Below are 23,826 nucleotides of genomic sequence, written 5' to 3'. Positions count from 1 at the left end.
CACGAGGAATTCACCACCATGGCTATCGTTGACGTCAAGGTTCCGCAACTCTCCGAATCGGTCGCCGAAGCGACCATGCTCAACTGGAAGAAGAAGCCCGGCGAAGCCGTCGCCCAGGACGAGATCCTGATCGAAATCGAAACCGACAAGGTCGTGCTGGAAGTGCCGGCCCCGTCGGCCGGTGTGCTGTCGCAGATCGTCAAGAACGACGGCGACACCGTCGTGGCCGATGAAATCATCGCCAAGATCGACACCGAAGCTACCGCTGGCGCCGCCGCCCCGGCCGCCGCTGCCCCGGCTCCGGCTGCTGCCGCTCCGGCCCCGGCCGCTGCTGCCGCGCCCGCCGCCGCCGGCGCCGTGGCAATGCCGTCGGCCGCCAAGCTGATGGCCGAAGCCGGCCTGTCGGCCGGCCAGGTTGCCGGCACCGGCAAGGACGGCCGCATCACCAAGGGCGACGTGCTGGGCGCGGCCGCCGCGCCGGCCCCGGCCGCCAAGGCTGCTCCTGCCCCGGCCGCCAAGCCGGCCCTGCAGCAGGTTTCGGCCCCGGTCGACTTTGCCGCCCTGGGCGACCGCCCGGAAGAGCGCGTGCCGATGAGCCGCCTGCGCGCCCGCATCGCCGAGCGCCTGCTGCAGTCGCAAGCCACCAACGCCATCCTCACCACCTTCAATGAAGTCAACATGAAGCCGGTGATGGACCTGCGCAACAAGTACAAGGACCGCTTCGAGAAGGAACACGGCGTGAAGCTGGGCTTCATGTCGTTCTTCGTCAAGGCTGCGGTGCACGCGCTGAAGAAGTTCCCGCTGATCAACGCCTCGATCGACGGCAACGACATCGTCTACCACGGCTACTTCGACATCGGTATCGCGGTCGGTTCGCCGCGCGGCCTGGTGGTGCCGATCCTGCGCAACGCCGACCAGATGAGCCTGGCCGACATCGAGAAGAAGATCGCCGAGTTCGGCGTCAAGGCCCGTGACGGCAAGCTGTCGCTGGAAGAGCTGAGCGGCGGCACCTTCTCGATCTCCAACGGCGGCGTGTTCGGCTCGATGCTGTCGACCCCGATCATCAACCCGCCGCAGTCGGCCATCCTGGGCGTGCACGCCACCAAGGACCGCCCGGTGGTGGAAGACGGCCAGATCGTGATCCGCCCGATGAACTACCTGGCGATGTCCTACGACCACCGCATCATCGACGGCCGCGAAGCCGTGCTGGGCCTGGTCGCCATGAAGGACGCCCTGGAAGATCCGGCGCGCCTGCTGCTGGACCTGTGATAGCCGGTCCCTCCGCGCGCGCGCAGGCGTGCGCGGGGAGCGCGCTCCCGTGATCACGGCGCGCCGGCACAAGTTGCCGCCGGCGCCCAACAAGGAATTTCCATGAGCAAACAATTTGACGTGCTGGTGATCGGCGCCGGCCCCGGCGGCTACATCGCCGCGATCCGTGCCGGCCAGCTGGGCCTGAACGTGGCCTGCTGCGAAGGCAACCCGTATGACGATCCCAAGGGCGAAGCCCGCCTGGGCGGCACCTGCCTGAACGTGGGCTGCATCCCCTCCAAGGCGCTGCTGGCTTCGTCGGAAGAATTCGAGAACGTCCAGCACCACCTGGGCGACCATGGCATCACCGTGGGCGACGTCAAGGTCGACGTGGCCAAGATGCTCAAGCGCAAGGACGACATCGTCGGCAAGATGACCAAGGGCATCGAGTTCCTGTTCCGCAAGAACAAGGTGACGCTGCTCAAGGGCTACGGCAAGTTCGTCGGCAAGAGCGCCGAAGGCTTCCAGGTCGAGATCGCCGGCGAAGTCGTGACCGCCAAGCAGGTCATCATCGCCACCGGCTCGAAGGCCCGCCACCTGCCGGGCATCACCGTCGACAACGAGCTGGTCAGCGATAACGAAGGCGCGCTCAAGTTCCCGTCGGTGCCGAAGAAGCTGGGCGTGATCGGCGCCGGCGTGATCGGCCTCGAGCTGGGTTCGGTGTGGCGCCGCCTGGGCGCCGACGTGACCGTGCTGGAAGCGCTGCCCGCCTTCCTGGGCGCGGCCGACGAGGGCGTGGCCAAGGAAGCGCAGAAGCAGCTGACCAAGCAGGGCCTGAAGTTCAGCCTGGGCGTGAAGGTGGACGAAGTGACCACCGGCAAGAACGGCGTGACCGTCAAGTACACCGACAAGGACGGCGCGGCCCAGACCCTGGAAGTCGATCGCCTGATCGTGTCGGTCGGACGCGTGCCGAATACCGACAACCTGGGCCTGGACGCAGTCGGCCTGGCGGTCGACCAGCGCGGTTTTATCGAGGTGGACGACCACTGCGCCACCAAGGTGCCGGGCCTGTGGGCCATCGGCGACGTGGTGCGCGGCCCGATGCTGGCGCACAAGGCCGAGGACGAGGGCGTGGCCGTGGCCGAGCGCATCGCCGGCCAGAAGCCGCATATCGACTACAACTGCATTCCGTGGGTGATCTACACCTTCCCGGAAATCGCCTGGGTCGGCAAGACCGAAGCCCAGCTCAAGGCCGAAGGCCGCGAGTACAAGGCCGGCCAGTTCCCGTTCATGGCCAACGGCCGTGCGCTGGGCATGGGCCACGCCGACGGCTTCGTCAAGATGCTGGCGGATGCCAAGACCGACGAGATCCTGGGCGTGCACATCGTTGCCGCCAACGCTTCGGACCTGATCGCCGAAGCCGTGGTGGCGATGGAGTTCAAGGCCGCCAGCGAAGATATCGGCCGCGTCTGCCATCCGCACCCGTCGATGTCGGAAGTCATGCGCGAAGCCGCGCTGGCCGTCGACAAGCGCCAACTCAATATGTAAGGCGCGTGTCCGCCGTTGCCTGAGTACCGGCGCGCCGTCCTGCGGCGCGCCGTTTTCACTTGCGGCGCGTGCCGCGCGAGCCCCGAGCATGAACGTCACCGAGTACTACGAGAAGGAACTGAAGGAGCGCGGCTACCAGTCCGACGAGGCCCAGCTGCGCGCCGTGGCCCGGCTGCAGCAGTGCTACGACGAATGGGTCGCCTACAAGGGGCGCCGCAACAACGCGCTGAAAAAGCTGCTGGTGCGCCCCGATGTGCCGCAGGGCGTCTACATGTGGGGCGGGGTGGGGCGCGGCAAGTCGTTCCTGATGGACAGCTTCTATACCTGCGTGCCGGTGGTGCGCAAGACGCGGCTGCATTTCCATGAATTCATGCGCGAGGTGCACCGCCAGCTGGAAGAGCTGCGCGGCCGTCCCGACCCGCTCGACGAACTGGCCAAGCGCATCGCGCGTCGTTTCCGCCTGATCTGCTTCGACGAATTCCATGTCAGCGACGTCGCCGACGCGATGATCCTGCATCGCCTGCTGCAGCAGCTGTTCGACAACGGCGTGCAGTTCGTGATGACCTCCAACTACCGGCCCGACCTGCTGTACACCGATGGCTTGCACCGTGACCGCGTGCTGCCCGCCATCGCGCTGATCCAGCAGAAGATGGACGTGCTCAATGTCGATGCCGGCATCGACTACCGCAAGCGCGCGCTGGAACAGGTGCAGGCCTACCACACCCCGCTGGACGCCAAGGCCAACTCCGCGCTACGGGATGCGTTTACTTCCATTGCCGGGGTCGCCGACGAGTCGCCGCTGCTGCATATCGAGCACCGCGAGCTGCGCGCGCTGCGCAAGGCCAACGGCGTGGTGTGGTTCGACTTTGCCACGCTGTGCGGCGGCCCGCGCTCGCAGAACGACTACCTGGAACTGGCTTCGCAGTTCCATACGGTGATCCTGTCCGACGTGCCGCGCATGACGCCGCGGATGTCGTCCGAGGCGCGCCGCTTCACCTGGCTGATCGACGTCTTCTACGACCACAAGGTCAAGCTGCTGATGTCGGCCGAAGTGCCCGCCGACGAACTCTATACCGAAGGCCAGATGGCCAACGAATTCCATCGCACCGTGTCGCGCATCATCGAGATGCAGTCGCGCGAGTACCTGGAATCCGAACGCCGCACCATGGATACGACGCTTACCTGAGCGGTGTTTGAGGCCCGGCGCAACCATAGCCGGGCCGCCTTGATCTATATCAAGTTCAATTCGGGGGGCGGCCTATATCCTCGACTGGGTAAAAAAAGCTTCCCATGTCGCCGCCCCCAGCCACCAGTCCTTCCGCCAGCATGCTGGCGCCATTCCAGCCGCCCGGCGGGCGCGATGGCGCCGACACGGTCGCGGGCGGCGCCGGCGCGGCGCTGGCCTGCTTCCATTGCGGTTTGCCGGTCACCGATGCCGAACCGCTCGCCGCCGACCTGGACGGCAGCCGCCGCGTATTCTGCTGCGGCGGCTGCCAGGCCCTGGCACAGACCCTCCATGCCGCCGGCTTTGCCCACCTGTACGGCGACGAAGCCCGCTTCGCCCGGCCCATCGACGACGATGCCCGGCGCCAGGCCGAGCCGATCTGGGCCGCCTACGATGCCCCGGAACTGCGCGCCCAGTTTGTCCGCCCGCTCGACGGCGGCCGCGCAGAGATCACGCTGGCTCCCGAGAACATCCGCTGCGCCGCCTGTGCCTGGCTGATCGAACAGCACCTGTCGCGCCAGCCGGGCGTGGAATCGGCGGTCGCCAACGTCGCCACGCGGCGCGTGGTGGTGCGCTGGCGCGACGGCGCCCAGACGGTGTCGGGGCTGCTGGCGGCGCTGGCCGGCATCGGCTACATGGCCTGGCCCTTCGAAGTCTCGCGCACCGACCAGCAGGACCGCCGCGCGCGCCGCGGCCTGCTGATGCGCATGGCGGTGGCCATGCTCGGCATGATGCAGGTGATGATGTACGCGTGGCCGATCTATACCCACGAAGCCACCATCGATCCCGGCCAGCTGCAGCTGATGCGCTGGGCCAGCTTCGCGCTGACCCTGCCGGTGGTGTGCTATGCCGCCTCGCCAATCTTCGCCGGCGCCTGGCGCAGCCTGCGCCAGCGCCATATGGGCATGGACGTGCCGGTGGCGATCGGCGTCGCCGCGGGCTTTGCCGCCAGTGCGCTGGCGACGGTGCGCGGCGTGGGCGAGGTGTATTTCGATTCGGTGACGATGTTCGTCGCGTTCCTGTTGCTGGCGCGCTACCTGGAACTGCGCGTACGCCAGGCTTCGCGCAGCGGTGCCGAAATGCTGGCGCGCCAGTTGCCCGCCACGTGCGAGCGGCTGGCCACGGCCGGCGCGGCGGGCGAGCGTATCCCGGTCGCGCGGCTGCGCGCGGGCGACCTGATCCGCGTCAAGGCGGGTGAGATCGTCCCGGCCGACGGCGCGGTCACCGCGGGCACCAGCGAGCTCGATGAATCCATGCTGACCGGCGAAAGCCGTCCGGTGCGCCGCTGCGCCGGCGACACCGTGCTGGCCGGCAGCTTCAATACCGCCAGCCCGCTGGAACTGCGCGTGACCCGCGTTGGCGCCGGCACCCGCCTGGCCGAGATCGTCGCGGTGCTGGACCGCGCGCTGGCCGAGAAGCCGCGCCTGGCGACGCTGGCCGACCGCGTTGCGGGCTGGTTCGTGGCGACGCTGCTGGTGCTGGCGGCACTGACCGGCTTGGTCTGGGGCCTCTGGATCGATCCGTCGCGAGCCTTGCTGGTGACCATCGCGGTGCTGGTGGTCAGCTGCCCGTGCGCGTTGTCGCTGGCCACGCCCGCGGCACTGGCCGCTGCCGGCGCGGCGCTGTCGCGGCGTGGCGTGCTGCTGACGCGGGGTCACGCGCTGGAAACACTTGCCCGCGTCACCGACGTGGTGCTCGACAAGACCGGCACGCTGACCGAGGGCCGCTTTGCCGTGGCGGCGGTCGAGCCGCTGGGCGAAGCCGATTCCGACCGCTGCCTGGCGCTGGCCGCGGCGATGGAGCGCGGCGGCGAGCATCCGATCGCGCGCGCGCTGGTGGCGGCAGCGCCCGATCTTGCCGGCCAGCCGCTGCAGGTGAGCGACATGCGCAACGTGCCCGGCCACGGCCTCGAGGCGATGGTCGCCGGCCGCCGCCTGCGCCTGGGCCGCGCCGACTTTGTCTTGGCGCTCGGCGGTGCTCACCAGTCTGCGCCGGCCGCTGCCGACAACCTGGTGCATCCCGGCGCCACGGTGGTCTGGCTCGGCGCAGAGACCGGCCCGCTGGCGCGCTTCGTGCTGGCCGACGTCGAACGCCACGAAACCCCGATGCTGCTGGCGCGCCTGCGCGAACTGGGCGTGCGTTGCCATCTGGTCTCCGGCGACAACCAGGCCGCGGTGCAATGGTGGGCCACGCACTTCGGCATCGAGCGCACGGCCGGCGAGGTCACGCCCGAAGGCAAGCGCGACTACGTCGCGCGGCTGCAGCAGGGCGGGGCCGTGGTGCTGGCAGTCGGCGACGGCATCAACGACGCGCCGGTGCTGGCGCAGGCGCAGGTGTCGATTGCCATCGGCAGCGGCGCGCCGCTGGCCCAGGCCGGAGCCGACGCGGTGCTGACGCACGGCGGCGTGGCCGAGATCGCGACGGCGCTGGCCGTGTCGCGCCAGACGCGCCGGGTAGTGCGCCAGAACCTGGGCTGGGCCTTTTTCTACAACGTGGTCGCGATTCCGCTCGCGGCGACGGGGCTGGTGACGGCCTGGATGGCCGGCATCGGCATGTCGCTGTCGTCGCTGCTGGTGGTCGCCAATGCCTGGCGCCTGCTGCGCGCCGGCAAGCCGCGTCGCACGTCGCGGCCTGCGTCGCTGGCATAACGGAGCCTGACGATGGAAACGCTTTACCTGCTGGTGCCGATGAGCCTGGTGCTCGTGGTGGTCATCGCGGGCGCGCTGTGGTGGGCGCTTCATGCCGGGCAGTACGACGACCTGGACCGGCCTGCCGAATCGATCCTGCTGGACAACGACAAGCCGTGAGCCGGCGGCGCATGCCTCGGACCGGGGCCGTGCGCGCAGGTTCAAGACGTGCCCGGAGCCGCTTGATAAAGATCAACGCACCCGTGGCATGGTTTTTCTAAAGTCACACTGTCAGTAGGTTTTTTATTTTCTCTAAGCTTTGGGGGTCTGAATGGATGTCACTGCCGCGTCATCACGCGTCGACACCTTCAATTACGGCGTCGTAAGACAGTTCGCTGTCATGACGGTAGTCTGGGGGATCGTCGGCATGGCCGTCGGCGTGCTGCTGGCAGCACAGTTGATCTGGCCCGAACTCAACTTCAATACACCGTGGCTGTCGTTCGGCCGGCTGCGTCCGCTGCATACCAATGCGGTGATCTTCGCCTTCGGCGGCAGCGCGCTGTTCGCCACGTCGTACTACGTGGTCCAGCGCACCTGCCAGGCGCGCCTGTTCTGCGGCCCGCTGGCCGCGTTCACGTTCTGGGGCTGGCAGCTGGTCATCGTCGCGGCCGCCATCACGCTGCCGCTGGGCATCACCACCTCCAAGGAGTACGCCGAACTCGAATGGCCCATCGACCTGCTGATCACCGCGGTCTGGGTGGCCTACGCCATCGTGTTTTTCGGCACCATCGTCAAGCGCAAGACCCGGCATATCTACGTCGCGAACTGGTTCTTCGGCGCCTACATCCTGACCATCGCGCTGCTGCATATCGTCAACAACATCGAGATGCCGGTGTCGTTGTGGAAGTCCTACTCGGCCTACGCCGGCGTGCAGGACGCGATGATCCAGTGGTGGTACGGCCATAACGCGGTCGGCTTCTTCCTGACCACCAGCTTCCTGGGCATGATGTACTACTTCATTCCCAAGCAGGCCGAGCGCCCGATCTTTTCCTACCGCCTGTCCATCGTCCACTTCTGGGCGCTGAACTTCACCTACATGTGGGCCGGCCCGCACCACCTGCAGTACACCGCGCTGCCCGACTGGGCGCAGTCGCTCGGCATGGTGTTCTCGCTGATCCTGCTGGCGCCCTCCTGGGGCGGCATGATCAACGGCATCATGACCCTGTCGGGTGCCTGGCACAAGCTGCGCACCGACCCGATCCTGAAGTTCCTGGTGGTGGCGCTGTCGTTCTACGGCATGTCCACGTTCGAAGGCTCGATGATGTCGATCAAGACCGTCAACGCGCTGTCGCACTACACCGACTGGACCATCGGCCACGTGCACTCCGGCGCGCTGGGCTGGGTCGCGATGATCTCGATCGGTTCGCTGTACTACCTGATCCCGCGGCTGTTCGGCGAGAAGCAGATGTACAGCGTGCGCCTGATTGAATGGCACTTCTGGATCGCGACCATCGGCGTGGTGCTGTATATCGCCTCGATGTGGATCGCGGGTGTGATGGAAGGCCTGATGTGGCGCGCCACGCAGCCGGACGGCACGCTGACCTACGCCTTCGTCGAAGCGGTCAAGGCCAAGTATCCGTTCTATCTGATTCGCCTGCTGGGTGGCATGTGCTTCCTGTCCGGCATGCTGTTGATGGCCTACAACATCGCCAAGACCATCGTCGGCAAGCCCGCCATCGATGCGCCGATTCCGGCCAGCATCGCCGCCTCCGCCCACTGATCAATCCAGGATAGAAAGATGTCCGACAAACAACGCTTCTTTTCCCACGAAACGCTGGAGAAGAACATCGGCTGGCTGATCATCTGCACGATCCTCGTGGTCAGTATCGCGGGTCTGGTCCAGATCGTGCCGCTGTTCTTCCAGCACTCCACCACCGAGCCGGATCCGGGCATCACGCCGTATTCGCCGCTGCGGCTGATGGGGCGCGATATCTATATCCGCGAAGGCTGCGTCGGCTGCCACTCGCAGCAGGTGCGCACGCTGCAGGCCGAAACCGAACGCTACGGCCATTACTCCACCGCCGGTGAATCGGTCTACGATCATCCGTTCCTGTGGGGCTCCAAGCGTACCGGCCCCGACCTGGCGCGCGTGGGCGGACGCTACTCCGACGACTGGCAGCGCATCCACCTGCGCAACCCGCGCGACGTGGTGCCGGAATCCGTGATGCCGTCGTACCCGTGGCTGGAGAAGGCCGTGCTGCCAACCAACGATATCCAGGCGCGCATGCGTGCGCTGGTCAAGCTGGGCGTGCCGTACACCGACGCCGACATCGCCAAGGCGCCGGAAGAGCTGAAAGGCAAGACCGAGGAAGACGCGCTGGTCGCCTACCTGCAGGGCCTGGGCACCAACCGCCGCAACGTGCGCGTCGATGCCGCAGCCGCGGTACCGAAGGAGTAAGCCATGGCCATGATCACCGCCATCGCGACCGTCGTGTCGATGGTCGTATTCCTCGGCATCTGCTGGTGGGCCTGGTCCGCCGGCCGCCAGGCCGCCAACCGCGAATCCGCCATGCTGCCGTTCGCGCTGCCTGACGAAACTACGACAACATCGAGCCGGAACACCTAGCCATGAGCGATTTCATTTCCGATTTCTGGAGTTACTACATTGCCGCCATCGCGCTCATCGGCATCGTCTGGTGCGTATGGCTGCTGTTCTCCCAACGCAAGATCACCAAGACCCCCGGCGGCACGGAAGATACCGGCCATGTCTGGGATGGCGACCTGCGTGAGCTGAACAACCCGCTGCCGCGCTGGTGGATGTGGATGTTCCTGCTGGCCTGCATTTTCGGCCTGGCCTATCTGGTGCTGTATCCCGGCCTGGGCTCGTACGCCGGCGTGCTGAAGTTCTCCACGCAGGGCGAACTGGCCGCGCATCGCGCGGCGCAGGAACGCATGCAGAACGAGATCTACGGCAAGTACCTGAAGATGGACATCAAGCAGGTGGCCGCCGACCCGCAGGCGCGCGAGATCGGCCAGCGCCTGTTCCTGAACTACTGCGCGCAGTGCCATGGCTCGGACGCGCGCGGCAGCCGCGGCTTTCCCAACCTGACCGACAGCGACTGGCTGTACGGCGGCGATCCCGAGACCATCAGCCAGACCATCACCAAGGGCCGCAACGGCGTGATGCCGCCGTTCGGCGCGGTCATCGATGCCAAGCAGGCGGGCGACGTGGCGCAGTATGTGCGTTCGCTGTCCGGGCTGTCGTCGGATCCGATCCGCGTGTCGCGCGGCGAAGGCGCGTTCAAGACCACCTGCGTGGCCTGCCACGGCGCCGGCGGCAAGGGCAACCAGGCGCTCGGTGCGCCGAACCTGTCGGATAACGTCTGGCTCTATGGCAGCTCGGAAGCCAGCATCGTCGAGGCCATCCTGAAGGGCCACAACAACCACATGCCGGCACACGAGGAAATCCTGACGCCCGAACGCATCCGCATGCTGACTGCCTATGTGTGGGGACTGTCCAATACGGGAGGCGGAGCCGGGCAATGATCGACGACTCATGTGAGCGAGCGCTCGAGGCTCGCGGGAGAACTCGCCCATGAATGCGCCCGGGACCGAAGAAGTGGCCCGGGCGGCCGACCTGCAACGGTCGGCCGCTGCGCCGGGCGAGACCTCGGAAGAAACCCTTTACGAGGTCCGCCGCAAAATCTATCCGCGCTCGGTGAAGGGCGCGTTCTCCAGCTGGCGGGTCTGGCTGGTGATCCTGACCCAGCTGATCTACTACGGCACGCCCTGGCTCCAGTGGAACGGACGCCAGGCCGTGCTGTTTGACCTTGGCGAGCGCAAGTTCTATATCTTCGGGCTGGTGCTGTGGCCGCAGGATGTCATCTACCTGACCGTGCTGCTGGTCATCTCCGCGCTGGCGCTGTTCCTGTTCACGGCGATCGCGGGACGGCTGTTCTGCGGCTACGCGTGTCCGCAGACGGTCTATACCGAGATCTTCATGTGGATCGAGCGGCGGGTCGAAGGCGACCGCATCGCCCGCATCCGCCTCGACGGCGATCCGTGGAGCCTGCGCAAGTTCCGCATCAAGGCGACCAAGCATTTCCTGTGGGTGCTGATCGCACTGTGGACCGGTTTCACCTTCATCGGCTACTTTGCGCCGATCCGCGAGCTGGGCGGCGAGGTGCTGGCGCTGACGCTGGGCCCCTGGCAGGCGTTCTGGATGCTGTTCTACGCGTTCGCCACGTGGGGCAACGCAGGCTTCATGCGCGAGCAGGTGTGCAAGTACATGTGTCCCTACGCGCGTTTCCAGAGCGTGATGGTGGACCGCGACACCTATGTCGTGACCTATGACGTTGGCCGCGGCGAGCCGCGCGGCAGCCGCTCGCGCAAGACCGACCATCACCAGGTCGGGCTTGGCGATTGCGTCAACTGCAGCATCTGCGTGCAGGTGTGCCCGACCGGCATCGACATCCGCGATGGCCTGCAGTACGAGTGCATCGGCTGCGGTGCCTGCATCGACGCCTGCAACCAGGTCATGGACAAGATGGACTACCCGCGCGGGCTGATCCGGTACACCTCGGAGAACGCGATGCGCAAGGGCCTGTCCGCCGCGGCATCGCGCAAGCGCCTGCTGCGTCCGCGCGTCATCATCTACTCGGTGATCTGGGTGGCGCTGCTGGCGGGTTTCATGGCGTCGATCATGCTGCGCACGCCGCTGAAGGTCGACATCATCCGCGACCGCGGTGCGCTGGGCCGGGAGGTGGAGGGGCGCTGGATCGAGAACGTCTATCGGCTGCAGCTGATCAACACCACCGAAGCGCCGATGCAGATCCGCGTGCGCGCCGACAGCGATGAACTGAAGGGCCTGACGGTCGAATACGACAAGCAGGCCGAATCGCTGGCGCCGACTTCCAACCGGCTGCTGCCGATCCGCATCCGCGTGCCGATCGAGGCAGCCACGCAGGGCACGCACAAGATCAACGTAACCGTAACGAGCGAAGGCACGGAGCAGGGGCATGCCGAAATCCGGCAATCCACCAGTTTTATCGTGCCGCGCGATTTGTAAAGCTGGACGACTCTGGCGTAGTCGCCAGGACGAAGGGGGCAAGATGAGTCAGCAAGGCAATCCGTGGTGGAAGGAACCGTGGCCGTGGCTGCTGATGGCCGGTCCGCTGGTGGCCATGGTGGCGTGCGGCGTGACGATCTGGCTGGCGTCGGCGCACCCTGACCTGCCGGTGCAGGGCGCGACGCGGCATGGCCTGGTGGTCGAGAAGGCGGAAGCAGTGGCGCCCAGGTCCGCGGCAGCGAGGCAGCCATGAGGTTGCGCTGGCTAATGTGGGTGCTGTGGCCGGGCTTCCTGATGGCGGGCCTGGCGACGGCGACGGTTTTTTCCGTCGTCGATCCGGGCGACCTGAAATTCTTCGGCCACCCGATCGAATCGTCGCGCGAGTCGGTCTATACCGTTAGCTTCCTGCTGGCGTGGGTGTTCTGCGCGTTGTCCAGCGGGCTGACGCTGTACACCATGCCGACGCGGCTGGCGGATACGGACGAACTGGAATAGGGAAGGACCACCGGGAAGGACCACCGCATTGCCGGCGCCGCAGGCGGTGCGGCAATGCCGCGGTGGCTCAGCAGCTACGGCTGTAGAGTTGCTTGATGCCGTCGATGTCGATCAGCTTGACATGCCGCTGGCGGATCTGGATCAGCCCGGCCTCGGCAAAGCGCGAGAACAGCCGGCTGACGGTCTCGAGCTTCAGCCCGAGGTAGCTGCCGATCTCTTCGCGGCTCATGCGCATCACGAACTCGGACGCCGAATAACCGCGCGCCGACAGCCGCTCCGACAGGTTGATCAGGAAGGCGGCGAGGCGTTCCTCGGCGCGCATCGAGCCGAGCGTGACCAGCATCAACTGGTCGTGCGTGATTTCCTTGCCCATCAGGCGCAGGAACTGCTGCTGCAGCGAAGGCAGGTCGGACGACAGCGTCTGCAGATCGTTCATGCGGACCACGCATACCTCGGTGTCTTCGAGCGCGGTCGCATCGGATGCATGCTGCATCTCGCCCAGGCCGTCGAGGCCGACGATTTCGCCGGGCAGGTGGAAGCCGGTAATCTGCGAGCGTCCGTCTTCGGTGGTGACATGCGTCTTGAGCGTACCGAAGCGGATGGCGTAGACCGCGGTGAGCGGGTCGCCCATGCGGTAAAGGGTTTCCCCCTTGTGCACGCGGATGCGTTCCTGCACCAGCGTGTCGATCTTGGCAAGGTCTTGCTGCGACATGCCAACCGGAAGGCACAGCTGTCCCATCGCACAGGTGGAGCAGCGGGGCGACATCTCGGTAATGGGGATGGAAGTGAGCAATTGGAACCTGCTAGAAATGGCAGCGGGGCACGATATGGACATTTTACCGTGCGATGTGATCCGGCAGGGAGACAGAATTGACATTTGGAGTATTGATCAGCGTTTTCCTGCTCGCCCTGCTGGGCGGGGTGCATTGCGCCGCCATGTGCGGCGGGGTGGCGCTGGCCGTGGAGCAGCGGCGCGGCAAGGCAGCGCCGATTGCGGTGGTGCGCAGCCGGACTGCCTGGCTTGGCGAGTTATTGGTGATGCACTTTGGCCGGATCAGCACCTATATGCTGCTCGGTGCCGCGCTGGGCGCCGCCGGCGCCACGGCCTGGAAGCAGGATTACCTGCCGGTGCAGCGCTGGCTGTTCGGTGCCGGCAGCCTGATGCTGCTGTGGTCCGGATGGCGCCTGCTGCGTGGCAGTCCCTTTACCGTGGCCTGGCTGGAGCGGCTGGCGGCGCGTGCCGGCACGGCGCTGGCCGGCCGGCTCGGCGGCCTCGCCGGCGCGTTGCCGGCCTTCGTGCGGGCGCGCGGCGGGCTGGCCCGGCGTTATGGCGTGGGCCTGGCCTGGGGGCTGGTACCGTGCGGCATGGTCTACGGAGCCCTGACGCTGGCGCTGCTGGCAGGCAATGCCGGCTCGGGGGCGCTGGTGATGGGCGTGTTCGGGCTGGGCACGCTGCCGAACCTGCTGGTGCTGTCAGGGCTGTCCGGTTACCTGAGGCTGTGGTCGCGGCGACCGGGCGTGCGCTGGGGAGCGGGCCTTGCCGTGATGGCGTTTGGCGGTCTGGGCATCGCGCGAGCGGTGCTGCTGCCACATTCGCTGGCGGAACAGGGCTTTTGCCTGGTGTTTTGATGCCGCACGCCGCATCAAGCGGCGCCAGGACCCCGCGCAAGCCGGATGATGGTTGCAGGCGGAGGCGGGAATGCCATACAATCGCCAGCATTGCGGTATCGCGCGGAGTCAGACAGGCTGCGGTAAGCAGCGGCGAACAGCGCCTGGCGGCCTTCCTATCAGAAGGCGCGCTCGGGATGCGGGAAGCGGAAGGCTTTCGATGAGCGCCAGTCCCCGCGGTCCATCCGGTTCAAAAGATCTGGTTCAAAAGTCCGGTTGGCGCTGCGGCGTGGTAGATGCCGGCCTTGCTCCCGATACCCGTATTTTCTTGCGTCCGAGGCGTTCAGTTCGCCGACCGCGATGTCCGTTTGTGCGGACGAGCGACGCAAGAGGTTCGCTGGCCGATCCATGACGGCATGCGGACGATCTCCTGCCGGAAGCCCCGGCAACTCGATGCAAAGAAAGGGAAGTGCACGGCCTGGGTACGGCAGGTATCCGGCTCGCTGCGCAATGAGATGGCGGTGGCTCTGGCACCGCTGTATCCAAAATCTCCGGTGCCCCGGATCCGTCCGGGAGCAGGTGCAAAGACAGGCTGCACACCATCAACATGAATACCCAAGAGGCGAAGATCGTCCTCGAGACGGCGCTGATCTGCGCGCAGGAACCGTTGCGCGTCAACGATCTGCGCCGCCTGTTCGACGATGACGTCGGCGCAGACACCATCCGCGTGCTGCTGGACGAACTGCGCCAGGACTGGCGCCCGCGCGGCGTGGAGCTGGTGGCGCTGGCAAGCGGCTGGCGCTTCCAGAGCCGGCCCGAAATGCGGGAATACCTCGACCGCCTGAATCCGGAAAAACCGCCAAAATACTCGCGTGCGGTGATGGAGACCCTGGCGATCATCGCCTACCGCCAGCCGGTGACGCGCGGCGATATCGAGGAAATCCGCGGCGTGACGGTCAGCACGGAAGTGATCAAGAAGCTCGAGGACCGCAGCTGGATCGAGGTCATCGGCCATCGCGACGTGCCGGGTCGCCCGGCGCTGTATGCCACCACCAAGGCCTTCCTGGACGACCTCGGGCTGCGCACGCTGGACGAGCTGCCGCCGCTGGAAGACGCCCAGGCACAGGCACAGGCCGCCTTGCTGGAGCAGCAGGCGATCAATTTCGAGGACCTGGCGGCGAACAAGCCGGCCAGCGCCGACGAGGAAGCCTTTGCCGAGCCGGCGCCCGTGGGCGAAGGCGAAACTGCCGCGCCTGAAGACAGCGCCAATGGCTTTGACGCGCAGCCGCTGCCGGCTGATGCCGAGGCCGGTGCGGGCGATGCCACCGAACCGGCCGCAACCCCTGCGGACGGGGCGCGGGACCAGCTGCCTGACGACGGCACCCCGCCGCACCCGAGCGAGCGCGTGCCGAACTGAACAACATGCAACATCCGATAGTGAATATCTTGTCTGATTCCGTTGAGCAAGACGCCCGCCATGCGGGCGCATCCGCCGACACCGGCGCCGCAGAACCCGGAACGGGCAGCGACGCCGCGCCCCGCCGCAAGGGGCTGCGCCGCGGTCTGAGAAACCTGGTGGCATCCCGCCGCCAGGCCGCGCAGGACCGCGCCGAGGGTGCCGAAGGCGCCGGCGCGGCCGGCCAGGGCGATGCCGGCGAGGCGGTTGCCGCCGCCAGCGCGGGCGCCGCCGGTGCCGGGCGCGGCGGCCAGCGCGGCCGCGGCAAGCGCAAGACGGGCCAGGGTGAGGCTGCGCAGGGCGGCAGCAAGGCAGACAAGATCGACCGCGCGGCCCGCGCCGAAGGCGTCGACAAGCCGGAGCAGCCGGCGCGCAAGCGCAAGCAGGGCCAGCGCGGCGGCAAGCCTGCGCAGACCGGCGAAACCCAGGGCGCCGGTGCGCGCCAGCAGGGCCGGCGCAAGGATGGCGGCAAGCCGCAGGCCGCGCGCAAGGGCCAGGGCGGTGCCGACAAGGCCGCGGCGAGCAGCGAAGACCTGTTCCGCTTCGTCATTTCCGAGCAGTACGACAGCGAAGACACCGTCATCCCGCGCACCAAGGCCAAGCCGGTGCGCGAGCTGTCCGCCGATGACGATGCGCCCAAGCTGCACAAGGTGCTGGCCGAGGGCGGCCTGGGCTCGCGCCGCGAGATGGAAGAGCTGATCCTGCAGGGCCGGGTCTCGGTCAACGGGCTGCCTGCCCATATCGGCCAGCGCATCCTGCCGGCCGACCAGGTCCGCGTGAACGGCAAGCTGATCCACCGCAAGGTATCGACCAAGCCGCCGCGCGTTCTGCTGTATCACAAGCCTGCCGGCGAGATCGTCAGCCAGTCCGATCCGGAAGGCCGTCCGACCGTGTTCGACAACCTGCCGCGCATCAAGACCGGCAAATGGGTCGCGGTGGGCCGGCTGGACTTCAACACCGAAGGCCTGCTGATCTTTACTACCTCGGGCGACATTGCCAACCGCTTCATGCATCCGCGCTACGGCGTCGAGCGCGAATACGCGGTGCGCACGCTGGGCGAGCTGGCCGAGGCCGACCGCCAGCGCCTGCTGCACGGCATCAAGCTGGATGACGGCGAGGCCAACTTCCTGCGCATCGCCGATGGTGGTGGCGAAGGCGCCAACCATTGGTACCACGTGGCCCTGACCGAAGGCCGCAACCGCGAAGTGCGCCGCATGTTCGAGGCGGTCGGCCTGACCGTGTCGCGCCTGATCCGCACCCGCTACGGCCAGTTCCTGCTGCCGCGCGGCCTCAAGCGCGGCCGCTGGCAGGAAGTGGAGCCGAATGACGTCAAGACGCTGATGACCAGCGTCGGCCTGAAGGTGCCCGGCAAGGGCGAGCAGGCGCCCAAGGGCGCGACCAAGGTGGGCGGGCGCAAGCAGCGCACCGAGGCGGCGATTGCCGGCATGCCGATGCATACCGGCATGGACGGCCTGCCGCGTTTCGAGCAGGGCGGTCCTCGTGGCGGTAGCGGTGGCGGCGGCCGCAGCAGCCAGCCGGATCCGATGAAGACGTCGATGGGCTATATCAGCCACGGGCCGACGCTGCTGACCTCGCACGCCGCCAACCTTGGCGGTGGCCGCGGCGCGGGTGCGCGCCAGGGGCGTGGCGCCGGCATGGGCATGGGCGGTGCCAGGGGCCAGGCTGGCCAGGGGCAGGGCAAGGCCCGCCGCGGCGGCGAGCCCAATGGCAACGTGATGCCGAAGGCAGCCAAGTCGGGCGGCAACCGTTCGCAGCGTGGCGGTGGCGGCAATCGCGGTGGCAACCGCGGCGGCAACCGTTAAGCGCTGTATGCGGCGCACGGCGGGCGGAACGCCTGCCGTCGCCGCGTGCGGTCCGCGGTAATGTCTGGCTTTTGCCTTTTCGACATAATCCGCGTATAATTCAAGTCTATTCAAAAAGCCATCCTCGTCCGAGGATGGGCGAATGATGGGCATTGCGCCCATTTTTTTTGGTTCGCCCGTTTTTCGGTGCTTCCGCGTGGGCGGAAGGGGTGGCGGACAGGCAGCGCTGCAGCAGGGTCGTCCCGGACGGCACCGGCGGGTTTGCCTGCCACGGTGTTGATGGCCATTACTCGGGATAACAGTGCATCTGGCAGATTTGATCGAAACCACCCTAAGCGGCATGGGATATGAGCTGGTCGAGCTCGAGCGTGCCCCGGCCGGATTGCTGCGTGTCTATATCGATCAGCCTGAAACCGGCATTGCCATCGAGGATTGTGAAAAGGTGAGCCGCCAGCTCACCCACGTGTTTACGGTCGAGAACGTCGACTATGAACGCCTCGAGGTCTCGTCGCCCGGACTGGACCGGCCGCTGAAGAAGCTGGCCGACTTCATCCGCTTTGCCGGCGCGGAGGCGCGCGTGACGCTGCGCCTGCCCGTCAACGGCCAGAAGAACTTCACCGGCATCCTGCGCGAGCCCACCGGCGCCGCGGGCGAAGAGAAGATCGGCCTGGAGTTCGAGGGCAAGGATGGCCCAGCGCTGCTGGAATTTGCCGTATCCGATGTCGACAAGGCACGCCTGGTGCCGGTGATCGACTTCAAAGGAAATCAAAGAAAAGGGAACAAGCAATGAGCCGCGAAGTTCTGTTGCTCGTCGATGCGCTTGCGCGTGAGAAGAACGTCGACAAGGATGTGGTATTCGGTGCCCTGGAGGCGGCGCTCGCCTCGGCCACCAAGAAGCGTTTCGAGGAAGACGTGGATATCCGTGTCGCGATCGATCGCGAGTCGGGCGAGCATGAAACCTTCCGCCGCTGGCTGGTCGTTCCCGACGAACTGGGCCTGCAGGAGCCGGACAAGCAGATCCTGCTGTTCGAGGCCCGCGAGGAAAACCCTAGCATCGAGCTGGGCGACTATATCGAGCAGCAGATCGAGTCGGTCGAGTTCGGCCGCATCGGCGCGCAGGCGGCCAAGCAGGTGATCCTGCAGCGCATCCGCGACGCCGAGCGCGAGCAGATCCTGAACGACTACCTCGATCGCGGCGAGAAGATCATGACCGGCACGGTCAAGCGCGCCGACAAGAAGGGCCTGATCGTCGAGTCCGGCCGCGTCGAAGCGCTGCTGGCGCGCGACCAGATCATCCCCAAGGAAAACCTGCGCACCGGCGACCGCGTGCGCGCCTATATCCTGAATGTGGACCGCGCCGCGCGCGGCCCGCAGATCGAGCTGTCGCGCACCGCGCCTGACTTCCTGATCAAGCTCTTCGAGAACGAAGTGCCGGAGATGGAACAGGGCCTGCTGGAGATCAAGGCGGCTGCCCGCGACCCGGGCGTGCGCGCCAAGATCGCGGTGGTCGCGCACGACAAGCGCATCGACCCGATCGGCACCTGCGTGGGCGTGCGCGGCACGCGCGTCACCGCGGTGCGCAACGAGATCGGCGGCGAGGCGGTGGACATCGTGCTGTGGTCGGAAGACCCGGCGCAGTTCGTGATCGGCGCGCTGGCGCCGGCGCAAGTGCAGTCGATCGTGGTCGATGAAGAGAAGCACAGCATGGACGTGGTGGTCGACGAGGAAAACCTCGCCGTCGCCATCGGCCGCAGCGGTCAGAACGTGCGCCTGGCGTCCGAGCTGACCGGCTGGCAGATCAACATCATGACGCAGGAAGAATCGGCGCAGAAGCAGGCCGAAGAGAGCGATGTGGTGCGCAAGCTGTTCATGTCCAAGCTGGACGTGGACGAGGAAGTCGCCGACATCCTGATCGAGGAAGGCTTCTCCACGCTGGAAGAAGTGGCTTATGTCCCCATCAGTGAAATGATGGAGATCGAGGCCTTTGACGAAGACACCGTCAACGAGCTGCGCAATCGCGCGCGTGATGCGCTCCTGACGATGGAACTGGCCCGGGAAGAAAAGGTGGAAGAGGTGTCGCAGGACCTGCGCTCGCTCGACGGCCTCAACCCGGAACTGATCGGCAAGCTGGCCGAAGGCGATATCCATACGCGTGACGACCTGGCCGAACTGGCCGTGGACGAGCTGGTCGAGATGACCGGTGTCAGCGAGGAAGAAGCCAAGTCGCTGATCATGAAAGCACGGGAACATTGGTTCAACTGAGGGACACGCCCTGGCCGCTGAAACCGGGCAGGGCGCGCTTTCCGCAACAATTTGTCCCGACGTAGAAACCAAGCATTGAAAGGGTTTGAATGGCAAGCACAACAGTTGCCCAACTGGCCGCAGAACTGAGTCGCAGCGCAGCTGCCCTGCTGGAACAATTGCAGGCGGCTGGGGTGGGCAAAGCGACGCCAGAAGACATCATCACGGAATCGGATAAGACCAGGCTGCTGGACTATCTGAAGCGCTCGCACGGCCAGGCCGACGACAGCGCCCGCAAGAAGATCACACTGACCAAGCGCGAAACCTCCGAGATCCGCCAGTCGGACGCCACCGGCAAGACCCGCACGGTCCAGGTGGAAGTGCGCAAGAAGCGCGTGCTGATCAAGCGCGACGACGCTGCGCCGGAAGCCCAGGCCGATGGCGCCGAGGCCCAGGCCCAGGTCGTCGACGCCGCCGAGGAGGCGCGCCGCGAAGCGGAAGAGCGCCGCCAGGCCGAACAGCTGGCGCGCCAGGAAGCCGAGGCCAAGGCTGCCCGCGAGGCCGCCGAGCGCGAGGAAGCCGAGCGCCGCGCGCGCCAGGAGGCACTCGAGGCCGAACAGCGCCGCCAGGCCGAACTCGCTGCCCGCAAGGCCGAGGAAGAGGCTGCCGCATCGCGCGCCGTGACCGAAGCCAACGAGGACACCTCGCGCAAGAAGGCCGAGGACGAGAAGGCCCGCGTCGCCGCCGAACGCGCCGAGGCGCAGAAGGCCGCCGACGAGGCCAAGGCTGCCGCCGACAAGGCCCGCGCCGAGCAGGAAGTTGCCGCGCGCAAGCGCCGCGAGGCGGCCGAAGCCGAAGCCCGTGCGATCCAGCAGATGCTGAACGCGCCGGCCCGCGTGCTGAAGGCGCCGTCCGAGCGCAAGGCCGAGGAAAAGAAGGCCGAGCAGACCGGTACGCTGCACAAGCCGGTCAAGCCGGCCGGCACCGAAGCCAAGCCGGGCGAGAAGAAGCCGGTGACCGCCACCGCCACCACCACCGACAAGAAGGGCAAGGTCGTCAAGGCCGGCACCTCGTCGACGTGGCAGGACGAAGGCAGCCGCAAGAAGGGCAGCGGCCTGAAGACGCGCGGCGATTCGTCGGGCGGCGTGGGCGGCTGGCGCGGTGGTCCGCGCGGTCGTGGCGGCCGTCAGCAGCAGCATGACGACAGCCGCAGCAACTTCCAGGCGCCGACCGAACCGGTGGTGCGCGAAGTGCACGTGCCGGAAACCATCTCGGTGGCCGACCTGGCCCACAAGATGGCGGTGAAGGCATCCGAGGTCATCAAGCAGATGATGAAGCTCGGCCAGATGGTGACGATCAACCAGGTGCTGGACCAGGAAACCGCCATGATCGTGGTGGAAGAAATGGGCCACAAGGCGTACGCCGCCAAGCTGGACGATCCGGAAGCGCTGCTGGTGGTCGACGGCGAAGAGCACGAAGACGCCGAACTGCTGCCGCGTCCGCCGGTGGTGACCGTGATGGGTCACGTCGACCACGGCAAGACCTCGCTGCTGGACTACATCCGCCGCACCAAGGTGGCCGCGGGCGAAGCCGGCGGCATTACGCAGCATATCGGTGCCTACCATGTGGAAACCGACCGCGGCGTGATCACCTTCCTGGACACCCCGGGCCACGAGGCCTTCACGGCCATGCGTGCGCGCGGTGCCAAGGCCACCGACATCGTGATCCTGGTGGTCGCGGCCGACGACGGCGTGATGCCGCAGACCAAGGAGGCGATCGCGCACGCCAAGGCTGCCGGCGTGCCGATCGTGGTGGCGATCAACAAGGTCGACAAGCCCGAAGCCAACCCGGACCGCGTCAAGCAGGAACTGGTGGCCGAGCAGGTGGTGCCGGAAGAATACGGCGGCGATTCGCCGTTCGTGCCGGTGTCCGCCAAGACCGGCGCCGGTATCGAGGACCTGCTCGAGCAGGTGTCGCTGCAGGCCGAAGTGCTGGAACTGAAGGCTCCGGTGGACGCCCCGGCCAAGGGCCTGGTGGTGGAAGCCCAGCTCGACAAGGGCAAGGGCCCGATCGCTACCATCCTGGTCAGCAGCGGCACGCTCAAGCGTGGCGATGTGGTGCTGGCTGGCAGCGCCTACGGCCGCGTGCGCGCCATGCTGGACGAGAACGGCAAGGCGACCAAGGAAGCCGGCCCGTCGATCCCGGTGGAAATCCAGGGCCTGTCGGAAGTGCCCGCCGCTGGCGAGGAAGTGCTGGTGCTGCCGGACGAGCGCAAGGCGCGCGAAATCGCGCTGTTCCGCCAGGGCAAGTTCCGCGACGTGAAGCTGGCCAAGCAACAGGCCGCCAAGCTCGAGAACATGCTCGAGCAGATGGCCGAAGGCGAAGTCCAGACGTTGCCGCTGATCGTCAAGGCCGACGTGCAGGGTTCGCAGGAAGCGCTGGTGCAGTCGCTGCAGAAGCTGTCGACCGCCGAGGTGCGGGTGCAGATCGTGCACGGCGGCGTGGGTGGCATCTCCGAGTCCGACGTCAACCTGGCGACGGCCTCGAAGGCGGTCATCATCGGCTTCAACGTGCGTGCCGATGCGGGCGCGCGCAAGCTGGCCGAGCACAACGGCATCGATATCCGCTACTACAACATCATTTACGATGCGGTAGACGAGATCAAGGCGGCGATGTCGGGCATGCTGGCGCCGGAGAAGCGCGAAACCACCACCGGCACGGTCGAGGTGCGCCAGGTGTTCCGCGTGCCAAAGGTCGGCACGGTGGCCGGCTGTATGGTCACCGACGGCGTGGTCAAGCGCAATTCGCTGGTGCGCGTGCTGCGCAACAACGTGGTCATCCACGACGGCGAGTTGGATTCGCTCAAGCGCTTCAAGGACGACGTCAAGGAAGTCAAGCAAGGCTTCGAGTGCGGTCTGTCGATCAAGAACTTCAACGATGTTCAGGAAGGCGACCAGCTCGAGGTGTACGAAATCACAGAGGTGGCGCGCACGCTGTAAGGCGTCGCAAGCAACGGCAGGCTTCGGCCTGCCGTTGTCATCTCGAGCAGACTGTATTGAATGGCCAAGAAAGGCAATATCTCCTCCCGCAATCTCCGCATCTCCGACCAGATCCAGAAGGACCTGGCCGAGATGATCCAGCGCGAACTGCGCGACCCGCGCCTCGGCCTGGTCACGCTGCAGTCGGTCACGCTGACGCCCGACTACGCGCACGCCAAGGTCTACTTCACCGTGCTGGGCGCCGACGCGGCCGAAGCCGCCGCGATCCTGAACGAGAAGGCCGGCTACCTGCACTCGCTGCTGTTCAAGCGCCTGCATATCCATACCGTGCCGACGCTGCATTTCCATCACGACACCTCGGTCGAACACGCGATCGAGATGTCCAGGCTGATCAACGAAGCGAACGCCACGCGTTCGAAAGACGAAGACTGATGCCGGGCGCCCGTGCCGGCCGGCATGGGCTTTCCTGGCGCGGTCGCCGCGCGTTGCGCCTCGCCGCCTCCTGCTTTTTCCCCGATGACCGATTCCAACGCCAACCGTCCGCCGCGCCTGCCGCGCCGCGAGGTCCATGGTGTGCTGCTGCTCGACAAGCCGCTGGGGCTTTCGTCCAACGACGCGCTGGTGCGCGCCAAGCGCCTGTTGCGCGCGGCCAAGGCCGGCCATACCGGCACGCTGGATCCGCTCGCCACCGGGCTGCTGCCGCTGTGCTTCGGCGAAGCCACCAAGTTCTCGCAGGACCTGCTCGAAGCGGACAAGACCTATGACGCCGAAGTGCGGCTGGGCGCGCGCTCCAGCACCGGCGATGCCGAAGGCGAGCTGCTCGACGTGCGCGCGGTCACGTGCGACCGCGCCGCGGTGGAGCGTGTGCTGGCAAGCTTTGTCGGCGAGATCGAGCAAGTGCCGCCGATGCATTCGGCGCTGAAGAAGGACGGCCGTCCGCTGTACGAATACGCGCGCGCCGGCCAGACCGTGGAGCGCGCGGCGCGCCGCGTCACGATCCGTTCGATTGCATTGCTGGACTGCGCCTTGCCCGAGGCCCCGTCGTTCACGATGCGGGTGACCTGCAGCAAGGGCACCTATATCCGCACGCTGGCCGAGGATATCGGCGAAGCGCTGGGTTGCGGCGCGCACCTGACCGGGCTGCGCCGCATTGCCGTGGGCGACCTGACCCTCGACGGCGCGGTGACGCTGGCCCAGATCGAAGCGCAGGACGATGCGCAGCGTCCGGCCATGCTGGCGCCGGTCGATGCCCTGCTGCAGAAATGCGTGCCGGTGCAGCTGGATGCGGCGGCGGCGGGGCGCTTCCTGCAGGGCCAGCGCATTGCCCAGCGCGACCTGCCGGCCGGCACCGTGCTGGCCGAGGACAGCCTGGCGCGGGTCTATGCCGGCGAGCCCGCGCGGCTGCTGGGCGTGGCACGCATGCGCGAAGGCGCGTTGCGGCCGGAGCGGCTGGTCAAGCTGTGAGGCGGCGGGCGGCGACGTAGCCGC

The 23,826-nt window shown here is 66.8% G+C and carries 21 protein-coding genes; 20 read left to right on the top strand and 1 reads right to left on the bottom strand.

Annotated elements, in window-relative coordinates:
• The first annotated feature begins 18 nt into the window (after positions 1 to 18).
• The 12 genes from odhB to A2G96_RS15005 all read left to right on the top strand — a co-directional run bounded on the left by odhB (position 19) and on the right by A2G96_RS15005 (position 12,211).
• Positions 19 to 1,269 carry a 2-oxoglutarate dehydrogenase complex dihydrolipoyllysine-residue succinyltransferase gene (gene odhB / locus A2G96_RS15060; RefSeq protein ID WP_062800539.1) on the top strand — a complete coding sequence of 417 codons (1,251 nt, stop codon included), beginning with the start codon at positions 19 to 21 and terminating at the stop codon, positions 1,267 to 1,269.
• A 102-nt stretch (positions 1,270 to 1,371) separates the two neighbouring features.
• Positions 1,372 to 2,796, top strand: a complete 1,425-nt coding sequence (lpdA, locus tag A2G96_RS15055; protein WP_062800537.1) for a dihydrolipoyl dehydrogenase — start codon at positions 1,372 to 1,374, stop codon at positions 2,794 to 2,796.
• 88 nt (positions 2,797 to 2,884) lie between these two features.
• Positions 2,885 to 3,982, top strand: a complete 1,098-nt coding sequence (zapE, locus tag A2G96_RS15050; protein WP_025584403.1) for a cell division protein ZapE — start codon at positions 2,885 to 2,887, stop codon at positions 3,980 to 3,982.
• 104 nt (positions 3,983 to 4,086) lie between these two features.
• A complete protein-coding gene (locus A2G96_RS15045) occupies positions 4,087 to 6,669 on the top strand; it encodes a heavy metal translocating P-type ATPase (RefSeq protein WP_062800535.1) in 2,583 nt (860 codons plus the stop codon).
• 12 nt (positions 6,670 to 6,681) lie between these two features.
• Positions 6,682 to 6,828, top strand: coding sequence for a cbb3-type cytochrome oxidase assembly protein CcoS (gene ccoS / locus A2G96_RS15040; RefSeq protein ID WP_010809469.1), 147 nt, complete (start codon positions 6,682 to 6,684; stop codon positions 6,826 to 6,828).
• A 151-nt stretch (positions 6,829 to 6,979) separates the two neighbouring features.
• Positions 6,980 to 8,428: a cytochrome-c oxidase, cbb3-type subunit I gene (gene ccoN, locus A2G96_RS15035; protein WP_062800533.1), complete on the top strand. Its 1,449-nt coding sequence runs from the start codon at positions 6,980 to 6,982 to the stop codon at positions 8,426 to 8,428.
• Between the two features lie 18 nt (positions 8,429 to 8,446).
• The gene (gene ccoO / locus A2G96_RS15030) at positions 8,447 to 9,106 is read left to right on the top strand and encodes a cytochrome-c oxidase, cbb3-type subunit II (protein ID WP_062800531.1); all 660 of its coding nucleotides are present in this window, start codon (positions 8,447 to 8,449) and stop codon (positions 9,104 to 9,106) included.
• A gap of 3 nt (positions 9,107 to 9,109) precedes the next feature.
• Positions 9,110 to 9,274 (top strand): cbb3-type cytochrome oxidase subunit 3, encoded by a 165-nt coding sequence (locus A2G96_RS15025; protein WP_010809472.1) that lies wholly within the window; start codon positions 9,110 to 9,112, stop codon positions 9,272 to 9,274.
• Positions 9,275 to 9,276: 2 nt separating this feature from the next.
• Positions 9,277 to 10,194, top strand: coding sequence for a cytochrome-c oxidase, cbb3-type subunit III (ccoP, locus tag A2G96_RS15020; RefSeq protein ID WP_062800529.1), 918 nt, complete (start codon positions 9,277 to 9,279; stop codon positions 10,192 to 10,194).
• Between the two features lie 49 nt (positions 10,195 to 10,243).
• The gene (gene ccoG / locus A2G96_RS15015) at positions 10,244 to 11,716 is read left to right on the top strand and encodes a cytochrome c oxidase accessory protein CcoG (RefSeq protein WP_062800527.1); all 1,473 of its coding nucleotides are present in this window, start codon (positions 10,244 to 10,246) and stop codon (positions 11,714 to 11,716) included.
• Positions 11,717 to 11,759: 43 nt separating this feature from the next.
• Positions 11,760 to 11,969, top strand: coding sequence for a FixH family protein (locus tag A2G96_RS15010; RefSeq protein WP_062800525.1), 210 nt, complete (start codon positions 11,760 to 11,762; stop codon positions 11,967 to 11,969).
• Entirely contained in the window at positions 11,966 to 12,211 is a 246-nt protein-coding gene (locus tag A2G96_RS15005) for a hypothetical protein (protein WP_062800524.1), read from the top strand. Before A2G96_RS15010 ends, A2G96_RS15005 begins: the two co-directional genes overlap by 4 nt.
• Before the next feature lie 67 nt (positions 12,212 to 12,278).
• Here the strand turns inward: A2G96_RS15005 and fnr are convergent, their stop codons facing one another.
• Entirely contained in the window at positions 12,279 to 13,004 is a 726-nt protein-coding gene (gene fnr, locus A2G96_RS15000) for a fumarate/nitrate reduction transcriptional regulator Fnr (RefSeq protein WP_062800522.1), read from the bottom strand.
• A gap of 77 nt (positions 13,005 to 13,081) precedes the next feature.
• On the opposite strand from fnr, the gene A2G96_RS14995 reads away from it, so the two are divergent.
• From A2G96_RS14995 to truB, 8 genes are all read left to right on the top strand, one after another.
• A complete protein-coding gene (locus A2G96_RS14995) occupies positions 13,082 to 13,840 on the top strand; it encodes a sulfite exporter TauE/SafE family protein (protein ID WP_062800520.1) in 759 nt (252 codons plus the stop codon).
• Between the two features lie 586 nt (positions 13,841 to 14,426).
• The gene (gene scpB, locus A2G96_RS14990; protein ID WP_062800518.1) at positions 14,427 to 15,236 is read left to right on the top strand and encodes an SMC-Scp complex subunit ScpB; all 810 of its coding nucleotides are present in this window, start codon (positions 14,427 to 14,429) and stop codon (positions 15,234 to 15,236) included.
• A gap of 5 nt (positions 15,237 to 15,241) precedes the next feature.
• Positions 15,242 to 17,098 (top strand): 23S rRNA pseudouridine(2605) synthase RluB, encoded by a 1,857-nt coding sequence (gene rluB / locus A2G96_RS14985; protein ID WP_062800516.1) that lies wholly within the window; start codon positions 15,242 to 15,244, stop codon positions 17,096 to 17,098.
• A 301-nt stretch (positions 17,099 to 17,399) separates the two neighbouring features.
• Positions 17,400 to 17,888: a ribosome maturation factor RimP gene (gene rimP / locus A2G96_RS14980; RefSeq protein WP_018007726.1), complete on the top strand. Its 489-nt coding sequence runs from the start codon at positions 17,400 to 17,402 to the stop codon at positions 17,886 to 17,888.
• A complete protein-coding gene (nusA, locus tag A2G96_RS14975; protein ID WP_012353109.1) occupies positions 17,885 to 19,360 on the top strand; it encodes a transcription termination factor NusA in 1,476 nt (491 codons plus the stop codon). Before rimP ends, nusA begins: the two co-directional genes overlap by 4 nt.
• A gap of 89 nt (positions 19,361 to 19,449) precedes the next feature.
• Positions 19,450 to 22,338 carry a translation initiation factor IF-2 gene (gene infB / locus A2G96_RS14970; protein ID WP_062800514.1) on the top strand — a complete coding sequence of 963 codons (2,889 nt, stop codon included), beginning with the start codon at positions 19,450 to 19,452 and terminating at the stop codon, positions 22,336 to 22,338.
• A gap of 60 nt (positions 22,339 to 22,398) precedes the next feature.
• Positions 22,399 to 22,770: a 30S ribosome-binding factor RbfA gene (gene rbfA, locus A2G96_RS14965; RefSeq protein WP_062800512.1), complete on the top strand. Its 372-nt coding sequence runs from the start codon at positions 22,399 to 22,401 to the stop codon at positions 22,768 to 22,770.
• An 84-nt stretch (positions 22,771 to 22,854) separates the two neighbouring features.
• Complete coding sequence (gene truB / locus A2G96_RS14960) at positions 22,855 to 23,802, top strand: tRNA pseudouridine(55) synthase TruB (protein WP_062800509.1); 948 nt, start codon at positions 22,855 to 22,857, stop codon at positions 23,800 to 23,802.
• Positions 23,803 to 23,826: the final 24 nt, after the last annotated feature.

Source organism: Cupriavidus nantongensis (genome assembly GCF_001598055.1).
Classification (GTDB): domain Bacteria; phylum Pseudomonadota; class Gammaproteobacteria; order Burkholderiales; family Burkholderiaceae; genus Cupriavidus; species Cupriavidus nantongensis.
Note: the sequence above shows the minus strand (reverse complement) of the source record. Positions and strands in the feature narration are given on the sequence as shown.